The organism is Gammaproteobacteria bacterium (assembly GCA_029884425.1).
GTDB lineage: Bacteria > Pseudomonadota > Gammaproteobacteria > S012-40 > S012-40 > JAOUHV01.
Genome location: JAOUHV010000002.1, coordinates 72052 through 92389 on the forward strand (window position 1 = coordinate 72052; position 20338 = coordinate 92389).

A 20338-nucleotide genomic window follows, 5' to 3' on the forward strand; every position below is an offset into this window, starting at 1 on the left:
ACTAATTACTTTTCAGTGAGTTAAGATCATTACTGGAGCGATAACCAGTAAAAGCTTAGCGGGGGGACAACGATATCATCTTTGAACATTTCCGGAGATCGGCCGGTGTAAATATCCTTTAACTGCCTTAACTGCCATGAGTTCCAGGCAGCCAATTCATTAGCATTTATTTTTTGTGGATTAGTGTCAAAGTTGGCAATAACAAACACATTTTCAGATTGGGCGTTAAACACGCCATAGCGGCAGAATACAAACAGGTGGGGATTTTCTACGCTGACCAACTCACGATTATTAAAATCCGCAAACACCTGAGTTTCCTTGCGCACGGAAATCATTTTTTTTAGGGCACTGAATATTTTATATTCCACCGTTGCCACGTCATTTCTTTTTTCTGCCCGCTGCCAATCCATCCTGGGGCGATGTGCCCAACGGCTGTCTCCAGCAGTCATCTCGTCCAGCAAGAACCGAGGGTCATTCAGGGTTCCCAATTCATCCCCGTAATAAATCAAAGGAATTCCACCAAAAGACAAAATCAGACTGTGCAACAACAGGATCGATTTGATGGCATCATCAATGGCCTGAGCATCCGTTTGTTCCAGTGCGTATTCCAAACCCACCAAGGATGCCAACGTCCCTGAAATTCGCGCATCACCGGTTTTCTGGTTGCTGCCAAATGGCAACCCCCGCGCATGTGATTCCTCAAATTTCCCGGTGAAGTAATCCAGCAAAAACTGACGATGACTGCGCGGCTGATACCCCACAGTAACGATGTCCTGGTCATCAAAACCAAAACCGATGTCATCGTGACAGCGGACATAATTTAACCAGGTGGCACCGTCCAGTTTTACCGGCAAACTTTTTATACCTTGAGCGAGCAGTTTGGCGTTTTTCGTCGCTACCGCATCCCACATCAACGCCATAAACGTCGCGTTATAGGCAATCTCGCATTCCTTGGCGATCACCGCATCTTCACCAAAATATTTTGCGACTTCCACCGGCGCTACAATCGCCTCTGCAATAAACAGCACACCAGGAGCCGTGACCTGACAACAATCCTTGAACAGCTGCAAAATCAAATGCGCTTCGCGCTCGTTCTGGCACTGGCTACCTACTTTTTTCCACAGAAAGGCAACGGCATCAAGGCGCAATATATCCGCCCCCTGATTTGCCCAATACAAAATAACATCTAGCATCTCTATAAACACTTTGGGATTGCTATAATTCAAATCCCACTGATAGGAATTAAATACCGTCATTACCCAGCGATTCATTTCCTCATCCCAGGTAAAATTTCCTGGCGATGTTTCGGGAAAAATCTCCAGCATGTTTTGCTCGAACATATCGGGCACGGTGCGATTTTCAAAGGTGTAAAAATAATCCTGAAATAGAGCATCACCGGCTCGCGCCTTTTGCGCCCACTCATGTTCGTTCGAGGTATGATTTACCACCACGTCCAACACCAGCAGAATATCCCGCTGACGCATTTCTGCGGACAATCCCTGCAAATCCTCAAGCGTGCCGACGCGTGGGTCAACCTGCCTGAAATCACTCACCGCATATCCGCCATCACTTTTCCCCACCGGACACAGCATGATGGGCATAATGTGGACAAGATTGACGCCTAACTCCTGAAAATATCCCAGGCGCTCTTGCAGCCCGCACAAATCACCGGCGAAACCATCGCTGTACAGCGCCATGCCAACCCATCTTTGACTCAAGAACCAATTGTGGTCACTTTCACGCGCCACATCGATTGCCTTGAACGCATCCGGTCGCCGAATGTAGTTGCTGGCCATGGTTTCAACCAAACGCAACATCTGCGTTTCAAAATCATCTCTGTCACCATACAGACGCTTAAACAGGGAGTGAATAGCGTAAAAATTAGCCCCAAGTCGGGTGTAAAAATGCCGCAAGTCACGCTTGCGAATTTCCGGTTTCAGCTTATTCAGAATATTATTGAGCAAAGAATGAGACACTTGTTCATACATACGATTTTTTTCCAGTTGTCACTGATTCGAGATACGGCATGATGGATATTTGCATGGCATTCACAAAATATGCATTGCCTTTATTTTTTCTCGCAAGCCTGGAAAATAATGACTCGCTCCCTCAAGAACACCCGCAGAATAATTGCCATTCATTCCCAGCCAGTTTCCCTTGGCAAAGTACAGTTGAGATAAATGACCTTGCTGCTCGGCCAACAGCCTTGCCTCTCTTCTCACTTCATCGCTGGCATTGGCGACCAGCACTGAAGGTATTTCGCTGGCCATGATATCCAGATCGTTGCCGCTATCACCGGCAAAGACAACTTCATCTGTGGACATTTGCAAGTAATCACGCAGAAATCTCACTGCATGCAATTTGGACGCATTCGCTGGCAGGATATCCAATAAACCAACATGCTCAATATCATCTACGCTCCAGATCAAGTTGGCGTGGACATCTACCGTTTGCAGTCGCGCCTGTAACATTGACAACACTGCGACGTAATCTTCAGATAACGGCACGTAGTAACTAAGCTTGTGTATATTTTGCTTTTCATCCTCCTGCAATGTCAGACAAGTCAAATCTTCAAACATTCGTTGCAAGTCAACCGCATGTTTTCCTGCCCAGGCCTGATCCATTTTACGTGACCATACCTCCAACTCAGTCCAGCGATCATGATCCACGTGATAAATTTTGCTGCCGACGTCGCTAATCACAAATTGAGGAGTAGGCAATAAATAAGTACGAATAGCTTCTTTCACTAACCCAACATCACGCCCACTGACATACGCCAGCACAATTTCCGGCGATTGACACAGCGCGGAGAAAAGCACCCTGGCTTGAGTTGATTCCGGTTGATCGCCATTTGGAATCACGGTTCTATCCATATCCGTACACAACAAAACTTTATTTTTACTCATAATGTCATCGGTTCTGCTGCGCGACAGCTGTTGAAAAAATCATAATGCTCCAGCGACTCCAAAATCCCTGCAGCAAACGCCTGGCGTGCAAAATAAATATTGCGGTTATCCGCCAACTGGGACAGCTCTTCGTGGTGGCGATTGGCGATGACTGCTGCCAGCGTGTTTCCACGCATCATGTCTTCATCGGCACCGGAACCACCAGCGACAAAAACATGATTAAGCGGAATTTGCCAGCGATTGGCAGCATACCGCAGCGCCATTCCTTTGCTGGCACGAATCGGCGTGATGTCGAGAAACTGGCCAAATGCTATGTTGATATTCACCGCCAAATCTTCCTGGTGAATTAAGCCTTGAATCTCTTCCATGGGCGGTGCGATGCTAGAGTCATAGTAGAAACTCACTTTGTACCGACTCTGCTCGTTCTTCGCCTGCAAACGTAATCCTGGCAGCCCATCAAGCAGCCGACGCACCACCTGCGGTGTCCAGCGATAATCGATATGTTTAAACCAAAGTTCATCAGCGGTCAGTTCTGGTGCGTAATAAATTTCTGTGCCGCAACTGGTAATCAGAATATCCGGTTCAGGTATGCCGTGGCTGCGCATAATCCGCAGTGCCGAATCCAGGCGTCGTCCCGTGGCAATACCAAAAACAGCATCTTTTCGACGGATTCGTAACAGCTGAATCAACTGCTGCAAACTGTCCTTGTCACCCAAAAGATTTTGATCAATGTCACTGAAAATGGCTCTGTCACGATACAGTTCCGTGCGCCGCACCGCTGGACGGCGTTGTAACGTTTCGGTGCCGGCAAGCAACGGCTGCAGCAGCTTCAAATAACTTTGTGCATGTGCCAACCATGAATAATGCTCTGTTACACCACTCATGCCATTTTTCGCACAGTGCTGCCAATATTTTTTGTCGCCCAATAATCGGATCAGGGCATTGCTGATGGTTAGCGTGTCCAGCGGATCGATCAATATGCCATTGCCACAGTTACCAATGATGTCCTTTGGCCCACCGTCTTCGGTGGCAACAATCGGCAAACCGGACGCGGCAGCCTCAATCAAAGTCAGGCCAAAGGGTTCGGTCAACGCCGGGTTAACAAAAACACCGCCGCTGCTTGCCGCCAAACGATAAAACATCGACACGTCATTGCGCTGATGATGTTTGGGTAAAGCAATTTTTCCGTACAGATCATACCGATCCATACACACCAGCAGTTCTCGAAAAAACTCCTGGGCGCCAGCGTCCAGATCGTCAATATCATCACGATTACCGGCGACGATTACCAGATTGGCATACTGCTGTAGTTGCGGAGACTGACCGTAGGCTTCAAGCAGCGCAACAATATTTTTACGTCTATCGGCACGTGACAGCGCCAGAATTATCGGCTTTTCCGGAGCCCGCAAAAATCGACACAGTTCACTATAAATGTCGCTGGAATATTCATCCCCTTGCACCGGAACAAACTTTTGCACATCCGTCCCAGGCGGTATCACCCGCATCTGTTCCGGCTGATAGTGATCGTACAGTTCGTACTGTTCCTGAATTTCCTGCCGCGTACTGGTAATCACCCGCTCGGCTGCCGCCAGGGTTTGTTCCTCGGCATCAATCCGTCGACGCATGCAGTAGCGATTTTCGATATCGTCGTGACTCAAACCACTGGCGAGTAATCGCAGTTGCTTGACCCGGCCCAACGAATGTCCGGTGTGAATGAGTGGAATGCCCAGTTGGTGCGCTACGCTGCTGCCCACATAGCCGGCATCGGCGTAATGGCTGTGCACCACATCTGGTGGTCGCGCCTGTGCGCGAAGGTATTCGACGGTGTTATCAACGAAACTGTCCAGATGATCCCAAATCTGCTCTTTGGCGATATAACCGTCTGGCCCGGCGGAAATGCGTACAATTTTTGCGGTCGGCCCCAACTCTTCAAGCGGCTCGCCATAGTCCTCGGCCACTTGCGGATCAACCACGCGTCGGGTGACCAAATCAACCCGTCCAACCGCCGGCAACTGCGCCAACGCCCTGGCCAGCTCAACCACGTACAACGTCTGCCCACCGGTGTCGGCATCGCGGCCCAACTCCAGATTTTTTCCTCGTATCAGGCCATGCACACTGATCAACACAATGTACAGCCCGCAGCTCTGGTGACTCATCATCGTTTCTCAAAGTTCGGTCACGGCCACATTCCGTGATAACTGATTGATTTATGCGTACTTTCAAGCTCAGATTATTTACCCTACCCCAGCCGCCCCGAGATTGCAAATTCCCGCCTGCCTCATAAAAATTTTCATCCTCCCCCCTTGAAATCACCGCCACCAACCCCATTTAGCCGTCAGCCGTTTTATGTGTGCTTATTTTTTGTATAACAAACTGAACTACTTAATTCTTCAGGAGGATTAACAACGTGAACATTCGTCCTTTGCATGACCGTGTCATCGTTAAGCGGTTGGATAACGAAACCAAATCCGCCGGTGGCATCGTGCTCCCAGGTTCCGCACAGGAAAAGCCTCAGATGGGCGAAATCGTTGCCGCAGGCTCCGGCCGCGTACTCGACAATGGCGAGAGTCGCGCCATGTCCGTGAAAAAAGGTGACAAAGTGCTGTTCGGCAAATTTTCCGGCACCGAAATCAAGGTCGATGGCCAGCAACTGCTGGTGATGAAAGAAGACGACCTGTTCGCTGTCATCGAAGGCTAATCGTAAATATAAGGTTTGATTGGAGAGTTACATCATGAGTGCAAAAGAAATTCTATTTTCCACCGTTGCCCGCCAAAAAATGCTGGCCGGCGTAAACGTCCTGGCCAACGCGGTTAAAGTAACCCTGGGCCCCAAGGGCCGCAATGTTGTGCTGGAAAAAGGCTACGGCGCCCCAACCGTCACCAAAGACGGTGTGTCCGTTGCCAAAGAAATCAACCTGGAAGACAAGTTTGAGAACATGGGCGTACAGATGGTGAAGGAAGTTTCTTCCAAAACCGCTGACGTCGCCGGCGATGGCACCACCACCGCGACCGTATTGGCGCAAAGCATCCTGAACGAAGGCATGAAGGCCGTTGCTTCCGGCATGAACCCGATGGATCTGAAACGCGGTATCGACAAAGCCACTGCCGCTGCCGTAGCCGATCTGAAAAAACAGTCCAAGCCATGCACCGACAACAAAGCCATTGAACAGGTCGGCACTATTTCTGCCAACTCCGACCACACCATCGGCGGCCTGATTGCACAAGCCATGGAAAAGGTCGGCAAAGAAGGCGTTATCACCGTTGAAGAAGGCTCCAGCCTGCAAGACGAGCTGGACGTGGTTGAAGGCATGCAGTTCGACCGTGGCTACCTGTCACCCTACTTCGTCAATAACGCTGAAAAAATGCAGGCCGAACTGGATGCACCATTCATCCTGGTAACTGACAAGAAAATCTCCAACATCCGCGAAATGCTGCCCGCTCTGGAAGCAGTTTCCAAAACTGGCAAAGCACTGGTGATTATCGCTGAAGACCTCGAAGGCGAAGCATTGGCAACGCTGGTAGTTAACAACATGCGCGGCATTCTGAAAGTGGCTGCGGTGAAGGCACCTGGTTTCGGCGACCGCCGTAAAGCCATGCTGCAAGACATCGCCATCCTGACCGGTGGTCAGGTGATCTCTGAAGAAGTTGGTCTGTCATTGGATCAAGCTACCCTGGATCAACTTGGCACTGCGAAAAAAGTGGTTATCACCAAAGAGAACACCACCATCGTTGACGGCGCTGGCAGCAAAGCCGAACTGGATGCACGTCTTGCACAAATCCGCGCGCAGTTGGCAGAAACTTCTTCTGACTACGACAAGGAAAAACTGCAAGAGCGCATTGCCAAACTGGCTGGCGGTGTTGCCGTCATCAAAGTTGGCGCAGCCACTGAAGTTGAAATGAAAGAAAAGAAAGATCGCATCGACGACGCACTGCACGCCACACGCGCAGCGGTTGAAGAAGGCATCGTCCCTGGCGGTGGCGTTGCGCTGATTCGCGCCCTGCAAGCCATCAAGGATCTGAAAGGCGACAACCACGACCAAGACGTTGGTATCCGCATCGCACGTCGTGCAATGGAAGAGCCTCTGCGTCAAATCGTGGCCAACGCTGGCGACGAACCTTCCGTGATCGTCAACAAGGTTGCCGAAGGTAAAGGCAATTTTGGTTACAACGCGGCCACCGGTGAGTTCGGCGACATGGTTGCCATGGGTATCCTGGATCCAACCAAGGTCACGCGTTCTGCACTGCAAAACGCCGCGTCCATCGCTGGTTTGATGCTGACAACCGAAGCCATGATTGCTGAAAAGCCAAAGGCCGAAGCTGCAGCGCCTGCCGGTGGTGGCATGGGCGACATGGGCATGATGTAATCATCACCGCGCCACAACTTAAAAGCCCCGCATTGCGGGGCTTTTTTATGGCTGATTATTTTGCGTCACCATGAGGAAGATGCACGACTTCTTCGGCATCGCCGGCGCGTGGATCATCGTAGCGCTGTCTGTCCAGTGTATTTTCACTGCCCGCCACAATCACCGACACCATCGCATCGCCGGTCACATTCACCGCCGTTCGCATCATATCGAGCAAGCGATCCACACCCATGATTAACGCAATGCCTTCCACCGGCAAGCCTACCTGGTGCAACACCATCGCCAGCATAATCAAACCTACGCCCGGTACGCCGGCGGTACCAATCGATGCCAACACGGCCATCGCAATCACCACCAGATAGCCTGTCACACCCAACTCAACACCGTACACGTTGGCAATAAACACAGTCGCCACACCCTGCATGATCGCCGTACCATCCATGTTGATGGTAGCACCCAATGGAACCACGAATGAGGCAGTCGAGTTATCCACCCCCAAGCGCTGCTCCGCTGTTTTCAAGGTCACGGGCAAGGTGGCATTTGAACTGGATGTACTAAAGGCAAATAACTGCACCTCGCGCATTTTGCGCAAAAACATCCAGGGATTAACCCGACCAAACACCTTGAGCAAAATCATCAGCGTACCCGTCAAGTGCAACAGCAACGCAAGCACCACCACTGAAAAATACGCAAACATCGGCACGATCAGACCCAGCCCCTGATTCGCGAACGCTTTGGCCATCAGCGCAAATACACCATACGGCGCAACCTGCATCACCAGCGTTACCAGTTGCATCATAATGTCATTAAGTCGTGACGACAGATCGACAATGGGTTTGCCGCGCTCGCCCAACATCACTACGCAAATACCAAACATCACCACAAAGAAAATAATTTGCAGCATATTGCCACTGGCGAATGCTGCTACTGGATTGGACGGTATCAGATCAATCAACACCTGAGTCAACGGCGGAGCTTCCGGCGCAACAAACGTGCTGGTGTTAGCCGTCAAATCAAATCCTTTGCCTGGCTCGACGATCAATGCCAACGCAATGGCCAGACTAATCGCCAACGCCGTAGTCAACAGAAACAAGCCCAATGACTTGCCTCCCACTCGCCCCAGTTTGTTGATATCTCCCAGACCACATACGCCGCAAATCAACGAAAATGTCACCAACGGTACGACCAGCATTTTCAGCAAGCTGACAAACATCGCTCCAATCACATGGAACAGTCCATCGGTGAAATACACACGAACCCAATCCTGATTGGCTGCGAACATATTGATCACGCTGCCCACCATCAATCCGGCCAACATCCAAATCAAGATTTTCCTGGTCACGTCCGTATTTTTTTGCATGTCATGATCTCGCTTGTCGTTTGATGGCAAAAATATTCAGAGACAAAAACGGCACCCGTAGGTGCCGTTTTTAATCGGTTGCGATTCCCGTTTAGAGATTACCTGGGAAGCGCTCAATTTCCGCTTTTTTCTTCAGCTCTGCGAGAAACGCAGTGAAATCTGCAACTGCAGTCGCATTTTCCAATTGCTGGGTTGTGGTGTTTTTGTCTTCAGCAGTCATCGCGCTAACATCGCCATCACGAATCCCGTGCAAACTCACCACCGCAACATCGCCGCCACTCATAACAACCACATCGTGATTAGCTGCATCCGCCGCTGGTCTGCCCATGGCAAACAAGTGACGACTCAACTCAGCATTGGCTTCCTGGTTGTCTCGCGCAATCCATTTACGTGCAAAGGAGGAGAACTCTTTGTCCGCAGGTTTTTTACCTGCCTTGAGCTCAGCCAACAGCGCTTCAGCTTTTGCTTTCGCTGTTTCACTGGCCTGCTTGTCTTTCAACTGACCTTCGATCATGGCACGCATCTGCGCCAATGGACGCTGTTCTGCAGGCTTGCGTTCTTTCACACGTACCACAACCGAACTTTGGTCACTGATTTCAATCACTTCACTGTTCAGCTGATCTTCCAGCACCGCGTTACTAAATGCCACCTCAGCCACTTTGCGGTTTTCCGCAATGCCTGGGCCTCCCTGACGTGGGAACATTGGCGTAACCTTGCGTGGCAGCTTCAACTCGTCCACCAGCGCATCCAATGATTCTGGATGTTCAAACGCCAACGTTGAGAACGTATCCAATTTGTCGACAAAAATTCGCTTGGCGCGATCACGCTTCAAATCGTTTTCCAACTGTGCGCGAACTTCAGCAAAGGTTTTGCCCTGACCACCACGACGGTCAGACACTTTAATCAAGTGATAGCCAAACTCGGAGCGTACTGGCTTGGACAACTCGCCCACTTTCAGTGCAAACGATGCTTCTTCGAAAGCTTTGTCCATGATGCCGGCGCCAAAATATCCCAAATCACCACCCTTATCAGCGGAACCTGGATCCTGCGAATTTTCTTTGGCCAATTTCGCAAAATCCTCACCCTTTTGCAGACGAGCATACAAGGCTTCGGCCTTGGCTTTGGCTGCAGCAGCATCACTGCCTGTTTCGATCAGGATGTGGCTGGCTTTAACTTGAACAGGTTCGGTGAATCGTGCTTTTTGCGTATCGTAGGCTGACTTCAAATCATCTTCAGTAACAGATACTTCCGCCATTGCGGAATCCATGGTCAGTTCCAAATACTCAAGACTGACCATTTCCGGTGTCATGTATTTATCTTTGTTCGCTTCATAAAACGCAACCACGTCCGCTTCCGCAACTTTGGCGCTGTCTTTGAATTTGTTGCGGTCAACTATGAAATAGGAAATTTCGCGCTGCTGCTTGCTTACACGATAGGATTGCTCGATTTCCACCTTGGTCGCGAATCCCGTCGCGGCAACTCCCATCATCAACTGATCTGTCAACAATGAATGGCGGATGCGCTGCTCAAATCCGGCTGGCGTTTCACCCGCAGCACGCAATTTTTGCGTGTACATTTCCTGCGAAAACTGACCATTGTCATGGAACGCATCAATGGCCTGAATCTGCTCGGCCACATGCTGATCCGAAATCCGGAAACCTTCATCCAACGCGATCTGCATCATCAAGGCGTTGTCGATCACGCGATCCAGGGCAGAGTTCTTGATCTGCTGATCCATCATGTCCAGATCGATTTGTCCGCCAAACATTTGCTCCATACGGGCACGTTCATTCTGGTAGGCAACCTGGTATTCATATACCGAGATCTCCTTACCATTCACCACGGCAGCATGTGTTCCGCGGTTATTTCCGCTGAAATAATCATTTATGCCAAACAGGGCAAACGAAACCACGATTGCCCCAACGATAAACCAAACGATGACGCCCTGTACCCGATCTCGAATGACTTGCAGCATAAAGCCAGATTCCTAAATAATTGAAAAATTTGGTTTTAAGAGAGTAAAAAAAAGGGGTGCTTTTGTAAAGCACCCCTTTATCGAGTATTGGCGGAGCGGACGGGGCTCGAACCCGCGACCCCCGGCGTGACAGGCCGGTATTCTAACCATCTGAACTACCGCTCCGGATTTGGTGGGTGGTGCAGGGATCGAACCTGCGACCCTCGCCTTGTAAGGGCGATGCTCTCCCAGCTGAGCTAACCACCCAAAACCGTGGTGCGCATTCTACTGTAACAATATTGCCTTTTCAAGCATAAATTCAATCAATTATTGAACTTTTTTACAGAAGAGTCTCAAACCGAGACTTACTACGCCCTATCAAATCACCTAGGCGCAGTGCGCGAAATCGGGCGCTAGTTTACTGCATCCTTCAGTGTTTTGCCAGGCTTAAATCCGGGAACCTTGGCCGCAGCAATTTTAATCTCTTCGCCAGTACGTGGGTTACGGCCCGTACGAGCTGCACGTTCTTTAACGCTGAACGTACCAAAACCAACCAGGGAAACTGAGTCGCCTTTCTTCATGGCTCCAGTCAAGGCATCAATCATCGCATCCAAAGCTCTTGCAGCCGAAGCTTTAGAAAGGTCGGCGGATTCGGCAATAGCGTCAACCAATTCTGCTTTGTTCACACGCAACTCCTCTCTTCGCGGTGTCAAAATTAAAGCCGCCGTCGGCGGCTTTAATCAGTGTTTTCGTTTGTGGGGGGATGTTATACCGGCTGACACCGGCTGCTGTCAAGCAAACACCCCCCGTTTTCGTTTTATCGCGCAAAAAAAGAAATTTAATGCTGAATCGTTGATCGATTTTTCTCGTCTGCATTTCCTTTTTCTGTTTCTTCGATAACAACCGTCTCATCAATGGGATCAGGCATGTGCTGTAACGCAATTTCTAGCACCTCTTCAATCCACTTCACCGGATGAATATCGATATCCTGTAAAATATTCTTGGGAATTTCAGCAAGATCGCGTCGATTCTCTTCAGGAATAATGACAGTCTTAATTCCACCCCGGTGCGCAGCCAGCAACTTCTCTTTCAATCCACCGATGGGCAAAACTTCGCCACGCAATGTGATTTCACCCGTCATCGCAACATCCGCTTTAACCGGGATACTGGTCAGCACAGAAACCAGGGTTGTGCACATGGCGATACCTGCACTGGGACCGTCTTTGGGAATAGCGCCTTCTGGAACGTGAATGTGAATATCGCGTTTCTCGTAAAAATCTGGCGAGATACCCAACACAGCCGCACGACTACGCACAACCGTGGTAGCAGCCTGCACAGACTCTTTCATCACGTCACCCAACTGACCGGTCACGGTCATCTTACCCTTGCCAGGAACAACGGTAGCCTCAATCGTCAGCAAGTCGCCGCCGACTTCGGTCCAAGCCAATCCAGTGACCTGCCCCACTTGATCACGCTCTTCTGCACGACCAAAACGATGACGCTTCACACCCAAATATTTCTCGAGATTTTCACTGGTTACGGTGATGCTGGTGATATCCTTGGAAAGTAATATTTCCTTCACCACCTTGCGGCAAATCTTCGAAACTTCACGATCCAAGTTACGAACGCCCGCTTCGCGCGTGTAATAACGAATAATGTCACGCACTGCGTCATCATCCAGTACCAGCTCGCTTTCTTTCAGACCGCAATTGTTCATTTGCTTGGCAACAAGGTAACGCTTTGTAATTGCCACCTTTTCGTCCTCGGTATAACCGGGAATCCGAATTACTTCCATCCGGTCAAGCAGAGGAGCGGGAATATTCAGACTGTTGGCCGTAGCAATAAACATAACTTCGGACAAGTCGTAATCCACTTCCAGGTAGTGATCAACAAATGTACTGTTTTGCTCGGGATCCAGCACTTCCAACATTGCTGATGACGGATCACCGCGAAAATCCATGGACATCTTGTCAATTTCGTCCAGCAGGAATAGCGGATTACGCACTTCCACCTTGGCCATGTTTTGCACAATTTTACCCGGCATGGAACCGATATAGGTCCGACGGTGACCGCGAATCTCAGCCTCGTCACGCACCCCACCCAAGGACATCCGCACGAACTTGCGATTGGTCGCACGCGCAATGGAGCGTCCCAACGAGGTTTTACCAACCCCAGGCGGTCCCACCAGGCACAGAACGGAACCCTTGAGTTTCTTCACGCGCTTTTGCACTGCGAGATATTCAAGAATACGTTCTTTGACTTTTTCCAAGCCATAGTGATCCGCATCCAGCACTTCTTGCGCCAGCACCAGATCGTGACGCACTTTGGTGCGTTTTTTCCACGGCACGGTCACCAGCCAGTCAATGTAGTTGCGAACAACCGTCGCTTCCGCAGCCATCGGCGACATCATTTTCAGCTTATTCAACTCAGAGGTGGCTTTTTCTTTGGCTTCCACGCTCATGCCCGAGGTATCGATCCGCTCTTGCAGCTCGTCCACTTCGTTAGGCGCTTCATCCATATCGCCCAGCTCTTTTTGAATGGCCTTCATCTGCTCATTCAAATAGTATTCGCGCTGACTCTTTTCCATCTGGCGTTTCACGCGACCACGAATACGCTTTTCCACTTCAAGGATATCGATTTCAGATTCCATGACGCCCATCAGCAATTCAAAACGTTCGCGCAGGTCAAACGTTTCCAGGGCTTTTTGTTTCTCGTCAATTTTCAGCGACATATGCGCTGCAATGGTGTCCGCCAAACGACCGGGTTCTTCGATTCCGGACAATGAAGTTAAAATTTCTGGCGGTACTTTTTTGTTCAGTTTTACGTATTGATCGAACTGGGTGATGATGGAACGCATCATCACATCTTCCTCACGCTCATCCAGCGCAGCTTCTTCAACTGCAGCGACTTGCGCAGAAAAATATTCCTTGCCACCGAGGAAGTGAATAATTTTTGTACGACGCAGTCCCTCTACCAAGACCTTGACCGTGCCATCGGGCAGTTTCAGCAACTGCAAAATACTTGAGACCGTACCGACGCGGTAAATATCTTCGATCTTGGGTTCATCTTCAGCCGCACTTTTTTGCGCAACCAGCAAAATCTGCTTATCTTCTTCCATCGCTGCTTCAAGCGCCTTGATGGATTTGTCACGCCCAACAAACAAAGGAATGACCATGTGGGGGTATACCACCACGTCTCGCAAAGGCAAAACGGGCATAACAACCATTTGATCGTCAATTAATTCAGAAGTCTTATCAGTCTGGTCCATAAGGATACCCTCTTACTTTTACTACCGGCTTCCGCCATTTTGTCGACACTTCGTTTTTCGGCAACGCCATCGCGTTGAAAAAAACGAAATGCCAACATGTTCAATGCGTCGCTGCAATATCTCCGCCAGATCAACAAGATGCAAAATGGAATGAGTGTGTGCGTTGCGCGGACAATAAATGCGTGTCCTGCTGCAGATATAAGTGCATTCAGCGCTTTTTTCAAGGCCTAAAACAAAAACACCTGAGAGGTCATCTCAGGTGTTTTGTGTTCTGATCCAGTTTGCTGGATTATTGTTCGCCGCCAGCAACCTTGTCTTTGGTTTTGTAAATCATCAATGGCTCTGATTTACCTTCGATGACATCGGCGTCGATCACGACTTTACAGACATCATCCATGGATGGCAGTTCGTACATGATATCCAGCAGCACATTTTCCAGAATCGAGCGCAAACCGCGCGCACCGGTTTTGCGTACCATGGCCTTTTTGGCAATAGCGCGCAAGGCGTCATCGCGAAACTCCAGCTCTGCGCCTTCCAAACTGAACAGCTTGGCGTACTGTTTGGTCAGTGCATTTTTGGGTTCCTGCAGCACACGAATCAACGCGTCTTCGGTCAGTTCGCTCAAGGTTGCAATCACTGGCAAGCGACCAACAAACTCGGGAATCAAACCAAAGCGCACCAAGTCTTCCGGCTCGGCCTTGTGCAAAATTTCACCCGCGTCACTCTTGTCTTCTTTGCTCTTAACTTCCGCACCGAAACCAATACCGCCTTTTTCCGTACGCTGGCGAATAATGTTATCAAGACCAGCAAACGCGCCGCCGCAGATAAACAGAATATTGGAGGTATTGACCTGCAAAAACTCCTGCTGCGGATGCTTGCGTCCACCTTGGGGCGGAACGGATGCGACCGTACCTTCGATCAGCTTGAGCAATGCCTGCTGAACGCCTTCACCAGAAACATCTCGCGTAATTGACGGGTTGTCCGACTTGCGCGAAATCTTGTCGATTTCATCGATGTAAACAATCCCGGTCTGGGCTTTTTCCACATCGTAATCGCATTTCTGCAGCAGTTTCTGAATGATGTTTTCCACATCTTCGCCCACGTAACCCGCCTCTGTCAGCGTGGTCGCGTCAGCAATGGTAAATGGCACATTCAGCAACCGCGCCAGCGTTTCCGCCAGCAGTGTTTTACCCGAACCGGTGGGGCCTAACAGCAGAATATTGCTTTTGGAAAGTTCAACTTCGTCTTTTTTCTGACCAACTTCCAATCGTTTGTAGTGGTTATACACTGCAACCGACAAAATTCTCTTGGCTCGCTCCTGACCAATGACATACTCATCCAGCACGGCATTGATCGCTTTGGGCGTTGGCAGTGATGAGCCATGTGCCGAAGGCGAGCTTTCCTGTACTTCTTCACGAATGATATCGTTGCACAGCTCGACGCACTCGTCGCAGACGAAAACAGACGGGCCTGCGATCAGCTTGCGCACTTCATGCTGGCTTTTACCGCAGAACGAACAGTACAGCAGCTTGTCACCGCTATTACCGCCCTTGTTGTGTCCATCATCACTCATCGGTCTACCTCTTTTTCACCAAGCCTGTCCCTGGCTCCAAAACAAGACAGCCACACCACCTCAAGGCGCGACTGTCAGTCCCCATTTATGCACCGCTTGACGCGCCGGCGCGACTCGTCAGCACTTCGTCGATCAGACGGTATTCCACCGCTTCCTGACCACCCATGAAGAAGTCACGGTCGGTATCCACCTGAATCTTGTCCATCGGCTGTCCGGTGTGCTTGGCCATGATAGCGTTCAAACGTTCACGGGCACGAAGAATCTCTTTGGTGTGAATCTCCAGGTCAGTCGCCTGCCCCTGGAAACCGGCCAGCGGTTGGTGAATCATCATCCGCGAGTGTGGCAGACAGTAACGCTTGCCCGCCGCGCCGCCGCACAGCAACAACGCCCCCATGCTCGCCGCCTGACCGATACACGTGGTGCTCACGTCCGGCTTGATAAACTGCATGGTGTCGTAAATTGACAACCCGGCGGTTACGGAACCACCTGGCGAGTTGATGTACAGATGAATATCCTTGTCTGGGTTTTCCGACTCCAGAAACAACAACTGCGCCACCACCAGATTAGCCATGTGGTCTTCGACCTGGCCAACCAGAAAGATCACTCGTTCCTTAAGCAGCCTAGAATAGATATCAAAGGCGCGCTCACCGCGCCCAGTCTGCTCAACCACCATAGGAACCAGGTTGGATTCTGGCGCAAACACGCTACTCTGCTGACGTTTATCGATCATTCGGCGCTGTCCTTTATACGGGTTATTATTGGGTATTGTTCACAACTTCATCAAAAGTAGTCGATTTTTCAGTCACTTTTGCATTTTGCAAAACCCACTGAACCACCTGATCTTCCAGCACCATCGATTCGATCTCGCTCATGCGCTCACGATTACCACGGTACCACTGTTCTACTTCTGATGGATCCTCATACGCAGAAGCAATATTCCTGATTTCTTTCAGCACCGCCTCAGAATTCGCTTTGAGCGACTTCTGTTGAATGATTTCTGACAGCAACAGTCCTAAAGCCACGCGACGCTCTCCCTGTTGCAGGAATAGTTCCGGTTTGAACTCCATCCCTTCAGGAGTACGTCCACCAAAGCGCTGAGCCATCTGCTGACGCATCTGTTCAGCCAAACGCTTCGCCTCGGCGTTAACCATAACTTTAGGTATATCAAAAGAATTTTTCTCGAGCAAGGCATCCATCACCAGATTTTTGACCTTGTTTTTCAAGGCAAAATCCAATTCGCGCTGCATATTGTCGCGCACGTCCTTGCGGAGCTTCTCAATTCCACCATCGGTGATGCCAAATGCGACCGCAAACTGGTCGTTCGCCTCTGGCAACACAGGCTCTTCAACTTTGACCACATCCATTACGAAATGTGCGGTTTTGCCTGCAATTTCCTGGTTGTGATAAACCTCCGGGAACGGCAGATCAGCTTCCACTTTCGCGCCAGCTTTCACGCCAGTCAGTTTGTCTTCAAAACCTTCGATCATGCGGCCGGCGCCAAGCACCACCGTCATGCCGGTACCTTCGCCACCAGCGAAGCCTTCGCCATCGATAGTCGCCTTGAAATCAACAGTGACCTGATCGCCAGACTTGGAAGCGCGTGATACTTCGCTCCAGGTTCTGCGCTGTTCACGCAGCTTGTCAATCATCTTGTCCACATCAGCTTCGGTAACCGATGCCACGGGACGCTCAATCACGACCCCGTCAACACCACCGACTTGAATCTCGGGATACACTTCAAACGTCGCTTCAAAGTGAATGTCAGTGCCATTATTCAGTTCGCCAGGATTAATCTCTGGTGCGCCAGCCAAACGCAGCTGTTTCTCGGAAACTGCTTGATAGAAAGTTTCAGAAACCAAATCATTGATGGCTTCGTAACGCGCTTGCGCGCCATAACGCTGTTCAACCACACGCATTGGCACCTTGCCTGGGCGGAAACCATCCATTTTCACGCGTGGCGCCATTGATTTCAGGCGCGCCTGTACTGCGCTATTTACTTTCTCCGCCGGCACAACTGCCTTAATACGGCGTTCCAAACCCTGTGTGGTTTCAACCGTTACCTGCATTTGAATTCCCCTGTAAATATGTCTTTAAAAATTGTGGTCCAGCAAGCGAACTCGACATCATGCAAAACGTCGAATACTTGACTCAACCCGAAAACATTAAACGAAAGCCGGAAATGCATTTTCCGCGACCAGAGCCTGACCACAAAAAATGAAAGGAAATCCTCTGAAAACAGTGGCCTATAGCAGCCATCTTCCGCCGTTTGCAACGCTTGACGTTTGCAAAACATTATTGCGCCGGGATTATACAGACTTTTTACCATGCTCGATAGCCAAGAGTAGGCGGCAGAATGGCCGATGGAGCAACGCAGCGAGCTATTGCCCGCGCGCTGCACAACCAGATGAACAAGATAACAAAGATGGTGCGAAAGGAGAGACTCGAACTCTCACGGGTCACCCCGCTGGAACCTAAATCCAGTGCGTCTACCAATTTCGCCACTTTCGCAATAGTCACCCGATGCCGGATGACTTAAATATGGTGGGCCGTCTGCGACTCGAACGCAGGACCAACGGATTAAAAGTCCGCTGCTCTACCGACTGAGCTAACGGCCCATGGCAAGGGCGCAAATTAAAACACAGCAAAATCAGCATTTCAACGCAAAATTAGCGGTTTGGAAGAAATTTTAGTGCCAATAGCGCAGCAATTAAGCACATCGCCGCCGCCAGCGCATACGTCGTCAACGGCCCAGCCGAATCCCACAGATAACCGCTGTACAACGCACCGATAGCGCCACCGGCACCGAAGCTGACGCTGGTGTACAATGCCAAGCCCCGTCCCTGCAATTTGCCGGGGAAAAACTGGTGGAACAGGTGGATGGATACCGCGTGATACACCCCAAAACTCGCCGCGTGTAACAGTTGCGCAAAAAACATCACACTGTGCGATTCGACAAACTGACCGATCATCAGCCAGCGTACCGCACTGAGCAGCAGCGCCGCAGTCAGTAATCCGCGCGCGCTAAATCGTGCAAGCAGTCGCGTCATCACCATGAAGATCACGATCTCGGCCACCACGCCCAACGCCCAGTACAAACCAATCGTGCTGCGGCTGTAGCCGTGCTGTTCCAAATAAATCGAATAAAACGCGTAATACGGCCCGTGACTGGCCTGTAACAGCAAGCACACCAACAGCAAACCAATCACCTCGCGGCGACGCAGCACCGCCAGCAACGATTGACTGTGATCTTCCGTCTGCAGGCCCGGCGCCTGCGGTGTTACCAGACTCACCAACCAGATGGAAGCCAGCATGCCCAGCATAATCGGCGGCAAACTCGCCACGCCATACGACTCCAGCACCGCCCCCAGCACCACCACCGCCAGCACAAAACCAATCGAGCCCCACAGGCGAATGTGGCTGTAGTCATGGGTATTTTTGCCAAGATGCGCCAAGGTATTGGCTTCAAATTGCGGCAAAGTGGCATTCCAGAAAAAGCTGAAGGCAAACATCACCAGCATCATCCACGCATAGGTCTGCGCGTAAAACACGCCGATAAATGCCAGCATCGCCAGCAGCGAGCCCCAGCGAATCACCGCCATGCGCCGCCCCGTGGCGTCTGCGATCCAACCCCACAGGTAGGGAGCCACCAGTTTGGTGGCCATCAGCACTGCCAGCAACTCACCGATTTCGTGCGCGGAAAATCCCAGGCTCTGGAGGTACAAGCCCCAATAGGGCACCAGCGCCCCCAGCCCGATGAAATAGAAGAGGTAAAAGCCGGACAGGCGCCAATACGGCGCTTGTCCCTGACTCATTTAATCGAGGCGGGAATCACCGGCATGCCGGTATTCACGTCCGCATTTTGCGCGCGATGGCGCAGGAAGTGATCCATCAAGGTAATCGCCAGCATGGCCTCGGCAATCGGCGTTGCACGAATGCCCACGCAAGGATCGTGACGACCGGTAGTGATCACTTCGGCGGCCTCGCCCTGCAGGTTCACCGACTTGCCGGGCAAACGCAGACTGGAGGTCGGCTTGAGCGCGATGTGGGCAATAATGTCCTGACCGCTGGAGATACCACCCAACACGCCGCCGGCGTTGTTGGACAGAAAACCCTGCGGCGTCATCTCGTCACGGTGCTCAGTACCTTTTTGTTCAATACAGGCGAAGCCCGCACCGATTTCCACGCCTTTGACGGCATTGATGCTCATCAATGCGTGCGCGATGTCGGCATCCAGCCGATCAAAAATCGGTTCGCCCAAACCGGGAATCATGCCGCTGGCCACCACAGTTACCTTGGCACCAATGGAATCACCCGATTTGCGCAGCGCATCCATGTAGTCTTCCAGCTCGGTCAATTGCTCGTTATTGGGCCAGAAAAAGGGATTGGTATTGACCACGTCCCACTGAATGTCGCCGTGCGCCTTGATCGGCCCCAACTGCGACAAATAACCTCGCACTTCGATGCCCTGGGTGGCGAGAAACTTCTTGGCCACACCGCCGGCGGCAACGCGAATCGCCGTTTCACGCGCCGATGAGCGCCCACCGCCGCGATAGTCGCGAATGCCGTATTTTTGCTGATAAGTGTAATCGGCATGACCAGGGCGGAACGTCGCCGCGATATTGGAATAATCCTTGGAGCGCTGGTCAGTGTTTTCGATCAGCAGACCAATCGGCGTTCCGGTGGTTTTGCCTTCGAACACCCCGGACAAAATACGCACCAAATCGTCTTCGCGACGCTGGGTAGTATGGCGTGACGTGCCAGGCTTGCGTCTGTCCAGATCGATCTGCAAATCTTCTTCGGTCAACGGAATCCCCGGAGGACAGCCATCGACAATGCCTCCCAGAGCCGGACCGTGGCTTTCACCAAAGGTGGTCACTGTAAAAAGTTTGCCGAAGCTGTTACCTGACATGACA

Annotated in this window: 14 protein-coding genes and 4 tRNA genes; 2 read left to right on the top strand and 16 right to left on the bottom strand. The window is 50.9% G+C overall.

Going from position 1 to position 20338, the window contains the following annotated elements; translation table 11 throughout:
- Window positions 1-29 precede the first annotated feature (29 nt).
- From OEW58_00900 to OEW58_00910, 3 genes are read right to left on the bottom strand one after another with little or no spacing between them, the layout of a single operon-like run.
- A complete protein-coding gene (locus OEW58_00900) occupies window positions 30-1988 on the bottom strand; it encodes an alpha-amylase family protein (protein ID MDH5299908.1) in 1959 nt (652 codons plus the stop codon).
- 60 nt (window positions 1989-2048) lie between these two features.
- A complete protein-coding gene (locus OEW58_00905; protein ID MDH5299909.1) occupies window positions 2049-2906 on the bottom strand; it encodes an HAD-IIB family hydrolase in 858 nt (285 codons plus the stop codon).
- Window positions 2903-5062, bottom strand: coding sequence for a glycosyltransferase (locus OEW58_00910; GenBank protein ID MDH5299910.1), 2160 nt, complete (start codon window positions 5060-5062; stop codon window positions 2903-2905). The genes OEW58_00905 and OEW58_00910 overlap by 4 nt, the downstream gene beginning before the upstream one ends.
- A gap of 251 nt (window positions 5063-5313) precedes the next feature.
- On the opposite strand from OEW58_00910, the gene groES reads away from it, so the two are divergent.
- The gene (groES, locus tag OEW58_00915) at window positions 5314-5604 is read left to right on the top strand and encodes a co-chaperone GroES (GenBank protein ID MDH5299911.1); all 291 of its coding nucleotides are present in this window, start codon (window positions 5314-5316) and stop codon (window positions 5602-5604) included.
- A gap of 34 nt (window positions 5605-5638) precedes the next feature.
- Window positions 5639-7270: a chaperonin GroEL gene (gene groL, locus OEW58_00920; protein ID MDH5299912.1), complete on the top strand. Its 1632-nt coding sequence runs from the start codon at window positions 5639-5641 to the stop codon at window positions 7268-7270.
- A 55-nt stretch (window positions 7271-7325) separates the two neighbouring features.
- On the opposite strand, the gene OEW58_00925 is transcribed toward groL, so the two are convergent.
- The 13 genes from OEW58_00925 to aroC form a co-directional block, all read right to left on the bottom strand.
- Window positions 7326-8630, bottom strand: coding sequence for a dicarboxylate/amino acid:cation symporter (locus OEW58_00925; GenBank protein MDH5299913.1), 1305 nt, complete (start codon window positions 8628-8630; stop codon window positions 7326-7328).
- A gap of 91 nt (window positions 8631-8721) precedes the next feature.
- Window positions 8722-10605, bottom strand: a complete 1884-nt coding sequence (locus tag OEW58_00930; GenBank protein MDH5299914.1) for a SurA N-terminal domain-containing protein — start codon at window positions 10603-10605, stop codon at window positions 8722-8724.
- 88 nt (window positions 10606-10693) lie between these two features.
- Window positions 10694-10770 (bottom strand) — tRNA-Asp (locus OEW58_00935).
- A 5-nt stretch (window positions 10771-10775) separates the two neighbouring features.
- Window positions 10776-10851, bottom strand: a tRNA-Val gene (locus tag OEW58_00940).
- A gap of 146 nt (window positions 10852-10997) precedes the next feature.
- On the bottom strand, window positions 10998-11270 hold the full coding sequence (locus OEW58_00945) for an HU family DNA-binding protein (GenBank protein ID MDH5299915.1): 273 nt from the start codon (window positions 11268-11270) through the stop codon (window positions 10998-11000).
- 152 nt (window positions 11271-11422) lie between these two features.
- Window positions 11423-13852 carry an endopeptidase La gene (lon, locus tag OEW58_00950; GenBank protein ID MDH5299916.1) on the bottom strand — a complete coding sequence of 810 codons (2430 nt, stop codon included), beginning with the start codon at window positions 13850-13852 and terminating at the stop codon, window positions 11423-11425.
- Window positions 13853-14141: 289 nt separating this feature from the next.
- Complete coding sequence (clpX, locus tag OEW58_00955) at window positions 14142-15425, bottom strand: ATP-dependent Clp protease ATP-binding subunit ClpX (protein MDH5299917.1); 1284 nt, start codon at window positions 15423-15425, stop codon at window positions 14142-14144.
- Between the two features lie 85 nt (window positions 15426-15510).
- A complete protein-coding gene (gene clpP, locus OEW58_00960; GenBank protein ID MDH5299918.1) occupies window positions 15511-16107 on the bottom strand; it encodes an ATP-dependent Clp endopeptidase proteolytic subunit ClpP in 597 nt (198 codons plus the stop codon).
- Window positions 16108-16180: 73 nt separating this feature from the next.
- Window positions 16181-17491, bottom strand: coding sequence for a trigger factor (gene tig, locus OEW58_00965; GenBank protein ID MDH5299919.1), 1311 nt, complete (start codon window positions 17489-17491; stop codon window positions 16181-16183).
- 357 nt (window positions 17492-17848) lie between these two features.
- Window positions 17849-17933: transfer RNA gene (locus OEW58_00970), tRNA-Leu, on the bottom strand.
- A gap of 31 nt (window positions 17934-17964) precedes the next feature.
- A tRNA-Lys gene (locus tag OEW58_00975) sits at window positions 17965-18040 on the bottom strand.
- A gap of 51 nt (window positions 18041-18091) precedes the next feature.
- Window positions 18092-19237, bottom strand: a complete 1146-nt coding sequence (locus OEW58_00980) for an MFS transporter (protein MDH5299920.1) — start codon at window positions 19235-19237, stop codon at window positions 18092-18094.
- The gene (gene aroC / locus OEW58_00985; GenBank protein MDH5299921.1) at window positions 19234-20334 is read right to left on the bottom strand and encodes a chorismate synthase; all 1101 of its coding nucleotides are present in this window, start codon (window positions 20332-20334) and stop codon (window positions 19234-19236) included. The genes OEW58_00980 and aroC overlap by 4 nt, the downstream gene beginning before the upstream one ends.
- Between the last annotated feature and the right edge of the window lie 4 nt (window positions 20335-20338).

Bases quoted from the DNA above. Each gene is read 5' to 3' on its own strand.
- aroC (MDH5299921.1), bottom strand. From the start codon at position 20,334: ATGTCAGGTAACAGCTTCGGCAAACTTTTTACAGTGACCACCTTTGGT.
- OEW58_00905 (MDH5299909.1), bottom strand. From the start codon at position 2,906: ATGAGTAAAAATAAAGTTTTGTTGTGTACGGATATGGATAGAACCGTG.
- lon (MDH5299916.1), bottom strand. From the start codon at position 13,852: ATGGACCAGACTGATAAGACTTCTGAATTAATTGACGATCAAATGGTT.
- OEW58_00925 (MDH5299913.1), bottom strand. From the start codon at position 8,630: ATGCAAAAAAATACGGACGTGACCAGGAAAATCTTGATTTGGATGTTG.
- groL (MDH5299912.1), top strand. From the start codon at position 5,639: ATGAGTGCAAAAGAAATTCTATTTTCCACCGTTGCCCGCCAAAAAATG.
- OEW58_00900 (MDH5299908.1), bottom strand. From the start codon at position 1,988: ATGTATGAACAAGTGTCTCATTCTTTGCTCAATAATATTCTGAATAAG.
- tig (MDH5299919.1), bottom strand. From the start codon at position 17,491: ATGCAGGTAACGGTTGAAACCACACAGGGTTTGGAACGCCGTATTAAG.
- OEW58_00930 (MDH5299914.1), bottom strand. From the start codon at position 10,605: ATGCTGCAAGTCATTCGAGATCGGGTACAGGGCGTCATCGTTTGGTTT.
- OEW58_00980 (MDH5299920.1), bottom strand. From the start codon at position 19,237: ATGAGTCAGGGACAAGCGCCGTATTGGCGCCTGTCCGGCTTTTACCTC.
- OEW58_00910 (MDH5299910.1), bottom strand. From the start codon at position 5,062: ATGAGTCACCAGAGCTGCGGGCTGTACATTGTGTTGATCAGTGTGCAT.
- clpX (MDH5299917.1), bottom strand. From the start codon at position 15,425: ATGAGTGATGATGGACACAACAAGGGCGGTAATAGCGGTGACAAGCTG.